6 protein-coding genes are annotated in these 3,522 nt (G+C 57.0%); 3 read left to right on the top strand and 3 right to left on the bottom strand.

Annotated elements, in window-relative coordinates; all coding sequences use genetic code 11:
• The first annotated feature begins 77 nt into the window (after window positions 1-77).
• Window positions 78-338, top strand: a complete 261-nt coding sequence (locus tag RTI30_RS13325) for a ribbon-helix-helix domain-containing protein (RefSeq protein WP_312284015.1) — start codon at window positions 78-80, stop codon at window positions 336-338.
• Between the two features lie 748 nt (window positions 339-1,086).
• Here the strand turns inward: RTI30_RS13325 and RTI30_RS13330 are convergent.
• The 3 genes from RTI30_RS13330 to RTI30_RS13340 form a co-directional block, all read right to left on the bottom strand.
• A complete protein-coding gene (locus tag RTI30_RS13330) occupies window positions 1,087-1,593 on the bottom strand; it encodes a hypothetical protein (RefSeq protein ID WP_312284016.1) in 507 nt (168 codons plus the stop codon).
• 217 nt (window positions 1,594-1,810) lie between these two features.
• Window positions 1,811-2,377, bottom strand: coding sequence for a hypothetical protein (locus RTI30_RS13335; RefSeq protein ID WP_312284017.1), 567 nt, complete (start codon window positions 2,375-2,377; stop codon window positions 1,811-1,813).
• A gap of 2 nt (window positions 2,378-2,379) precedes the next feature.
• Window positions 2,380-2,943, bottom strand: a complete 564-nt coding sequence (locus RTI30_RS13340) for a hypothetical protein (RefSeq protein WP_312284018.1) — start codon at window positions 2,941-2,943, stop codon at window positions 2,380-2,382.
• A 45-nt stretch (window positions 2,944-2,988) separates the two neighbouring features.
• Here RTI30_RS13340 and RTI30_RS13345 point away from each other — a divergent pair, with 45 nt between their 5' ends.
• Window positions 2,989-3,240, top strand: coding sequence for an AbrB/MazE/SpoVT family DNA-binding domain-containing protein (locus RTI30_RS13345; RefSeq protein WP_312284019.1), 252 nt, complete (start codon window positions 2,989-2,991; stop codon window positions 3,238-3,240).
• The coding region (locus RTI30_RS13350) for a PIN domain-containing protein (RefSeq protein WP_312284020.1) at window positions 3,237-3,522 on the top strand (286 nt) is incomplete at its 3' end. The genes RTI30_RS13345 and RTI30_RS13350, both read left to right, overlap by 4 nt.

Consider the following 3,522-nt stretch of genomic DNA (forward strand, 5'->3'; position numbering starts at 1 on the left):
ACAGCAGCGGCAAGGCGGCAGCAGAGATCATCACTCTATACTCATATATATCCAGCGTCTTATAAGTCGATCGCACCATGGCAAAAGTGAAAACACAGGGCGCGCTCAGCGCAGCGCTCCAGCAGACCGCAGCTCCGGCTACGGCACCGGCGCGGCGGCGCAAAGCTGGCACTGTCTTGATCGGGGCGCACTATGCGCCCGAAGTGCGGCGGGCGCTCAAGATGCTCGAGGCAAAAACCGACCGGCGGCTCAACGAGCTTTTAGGCGAGGCCATCAATGACCTGTGCACCAAATACGGCATGCCCGCGCCATGGTCTCCCACAAACGGCCAAGACTGAACAGGCCGAATACGAGGATGTGCGGCACTCACCGAAGCGCAGCAGGCCCGCATCGCCGCTGAGCAGCAGGCTGCCGTGATGGCGACCAAGCTCGAGGCTTGCACCGACCGCTTGAGCTGCGCCGAGCAGATGAAGCAGTAAGCCGCGCAAGCTCGAGCCGAGCGCGATGAGGCAAGAGAGCGGGCGGCAAAACTCGCCGGGCAGCTCGAGGCGCGTGGTTGAGACTTTTTCCTGCCCGGCGGGGAGAGGTGCCTATTGTTCGCAACCGAGCCAACCGCGCCTATTCACGAACTTGCCGAAGGTGGCGTGACGCCATCGGCACCAACAAAAAGTCCCGCCTTGAGCGGGACTTAATTTAAATGCGTATCCGGTGTGTGTTCAATTTTACTCGGTCGCATCGACGGTTACTGTCGAGGATAGTGTCTAAATGCACCACATGATTCCGGAACAATGCTCTCCAGCCATTCTCATTGAAAGCTAGGTTGAACTTATTTCCATCCAACTCTTCCCGGATCGAAATTGGGTTTCTTACGGCGTCCCAACTACATGGCTGTTGTCACGACGGCAACAGTGGCTGCCGAAGAGTTTTGGGTTGCCATATCAGTGGAGCTTCCACCTCCACCGCCTCCACCCCCACACCCGGCGAGGAGCAGCGTCCCCATGATCAGGGCAACCGCCCCAAGGATTTTTGCTCGTTTCATGGCATTTTTCTCTTTGTTTTCATGGTTCACTGCTTCGTGACAGCAACTTATTCCATCTGGCAGACACCAACAAAATTCCCGTCCTGTTCCTGGACTAGGATGGTATTACCGGAATTTACAGGCAGAAGATTAAAAGTCCTCGTACCTTCTGGTAGATTTACCTGAATCTGGGTGACGTCTGGCAGTTTTGTCGCGTTATTCACCACTGTAAACGTGCCTTGTCCGCTTGCACCGGGTACATAACTCGTTGGGCCGCCAGTGGTACTGTTATTGTACGCTTCTACGCCATTGACATAAATGGTTTTATTGCTGAAGTTGATCTCCGCGAGCAATGACAAACCTACGCTATTAGGTCCGATCGCATTAGATTTATAACTGCCGTTGCTGATTGTGCCGGTGGCGTTCAAGAATAAATGGTGACTCGTTGTCAGCATGCCGCAGGTGCCGCTTGTCGGCAACCCAGCAGTGGCTGCCGGAACGAACGCCGTGAGGATGCCGATGGCAGCAAGCCCCCCGAGAACGTGGCGGAAAAATGATCCCTTCGTTTTTTTCATGATGTAGCCCTCATTCGTGCAATGGAATTGCGCAATTGACGTCTGATTCGGATTCGACATCCGCCTTGCCTGTTGTGCGGCGCATCTAAATTCTGGTGCTGCCACACTTGGTAGACAGAGTGGCCACCATGATAGCGCAGGAAAGCGCTGTCGCAACCGCAAGTTGCTCTCTCCTTGCCCCAAACCAAATGCCGAAAGTTGATGCGCGTGGCCGTCTCTACTGCGAGCGCAGTTTCAGGGCAAGGCGCAGCATGAATGCGCCGGCGTAGAGCAGGGCAAAGGTGCCTAGCAGATCACCCACGAACATGGGCAGCACGTCCTCCCAGGGCGACACGATGCGATGTTGCGCCCAGAAGAACAGGTTGCTCGGAACCGCGTTAAACAGGCCGTCCGCGATGGAGATCAGCGCCATTTGTCGTACGTTGATTCCGCTGAGGTCGTCGCGCAGACGCATCGAACGGGTGCCGATGAAGACGGCAGCGGCAGGGCCAAGCGCTGAGATGACGCCAGGAATGATGGCTGCGGGCAGGTGCCAGATGGGTGCTGCCGTGATGAGCGAGCCGAAGAACAAGCCGACCGCGGCAGGCCAGCCGAGAATCAGCACGGCCAGAATGCGAACACCCGCTGGCAAGAAGATCAGGTTGACGAATGCCGTCTTCTCGGTGGAGAAGAACACCCATTCGTTTAGGTAAAACGCGCCAATCCAGATCAACGCCGTGATGGCCGCAGCACCCGCATCCGCGAGGGTCGGGCGAGGGAAGCGGGATTTGGCGCCGGCGTGCAAAACTACTTGTTCTGGATCGCTGAATTCAGCAGTTGATCGTAGCGGGAAAAGTACTTGATGGCGAGATCGGTTGGCGCAATGCGTTTGATGCGCTGGTCGTTCGGATCGGACTGGTAGCGGATCATGCCCTTGTCGCGTAGGCCATCAATGCGTCGCTGCACGGTGCGTCGGGAGATGCCTGGGTCAATCGTGAGGGCTTCAAGCACCGTCGGCTGATAGTCGTTGCCCCAAAAGGAGGCGAACTGGTTGAGCAGCCGTTCCTCAACGGGGTCGAGCGCAGGCATGCCAGGCAGCGAACTTGCCATCCGCACAAGGCTTAAAAAGCGCATGTAAGCCGATTTCATCGCCGCACCAAATGTGAAAAAGTTCACACCAATTCTAGTGGCCATGTTGGCTAGTTGCCGCGTCGCAAAGGTAACCCACGCGCAGCGGTTGAACCGCTGCCATGCGCGCATGCATGGCGTTTGCAGCCTGACGTTTTGGTTGGCGGGTGCATATGGAATACCGTATTCAGAGCGATGGCTTTGTTCATTTCTGTTCCAAGTGACAGTAAGGCGTTTTTGCATTACTATGTCGAGAATCAACCCACGAGATTGCGAGGGCACATCACCATGACCATATTGACCGTGACCAGGCGGGGACAAGTGACGTTTCGGAAAGACGTGCTGCAACATCTCGGCATCAGGCCAGGCGATAAGATCGAGTTGGACTTGCTGCCAGATGGTCGGGGCATGCTCAAGGCGGCGCGGCCTGCGGGGACGATAGCCAGCTTTGTCGGCATGCTTGCGGGCAAAACGCAAAAGGTTGCCACCCTTGAGGAAATCAACGAAGCGGCTGCTCAAGGGTGGGCCGGTAAGCGATGAGGGTCGCAGTCGATACCAACGTCCTCGTGCGTGCTGTTGTATGTGACGATCCGGCACAAGCGGCTGTCGCCGCCGCAGTCTTGACCGACGCCGAGTTGATCGCGGTCGCGCTGCCGTGTTTATGCGAATTCGTTTGGGTGCTGCTTCGCGTCTATGGATTCCAGCAAGCCGACGTGGCTAGCGCGATCCGGGCGCTACTGGCTGCCACGAACGTGGAAGTGAACCGGCCCGCCGTTGAGGCCGGTTTACTGGTGCTTGAGGCCGGCGGAGACTTTGCCGATG

The organism is Candidatus Igneacidithiobacillus taiwanensis, from assembly GCF_031962545.1.
Lineage (GTDB): Bacteria > Pseudomonadota > Gammaproteobacteria > Acidithiobacillales > Acidithiobacillaceae > Igneacidithiobacillus > Igneacidithiobacillus taiwanensis.

Coding starts and splice junctions, on each gene's coding strand:
- RTI30_RS13345 (WP_312284019.1), top strand. CDS start 2,989: ATGACCATATTGACCGTGACCAGGCGGGGACAAGTGACGTTTCGGAAA.
- RTI30_RS13330 (WP_312284016.1), bottom strand. CDS start 1,593: ATGAAAAAAACGAAGGGATCATTTTTCCGCCACGTTCTCGGGGGGCTT.
- RTI30_RS13340 (WP_312284018.1), bottom strand. CDS start 2,943: ATGCAAAAACGCCTTACTGTCACTTGGAACAGAAATGAACAAAGCCAT.
- RTI30_RS13325 (WP_312284015.1), top strand. CDS start 78: ATGGCAAAAGTGAAAACACAGGGCGCGCTCAGCGCAGCGCTCCAGCAG.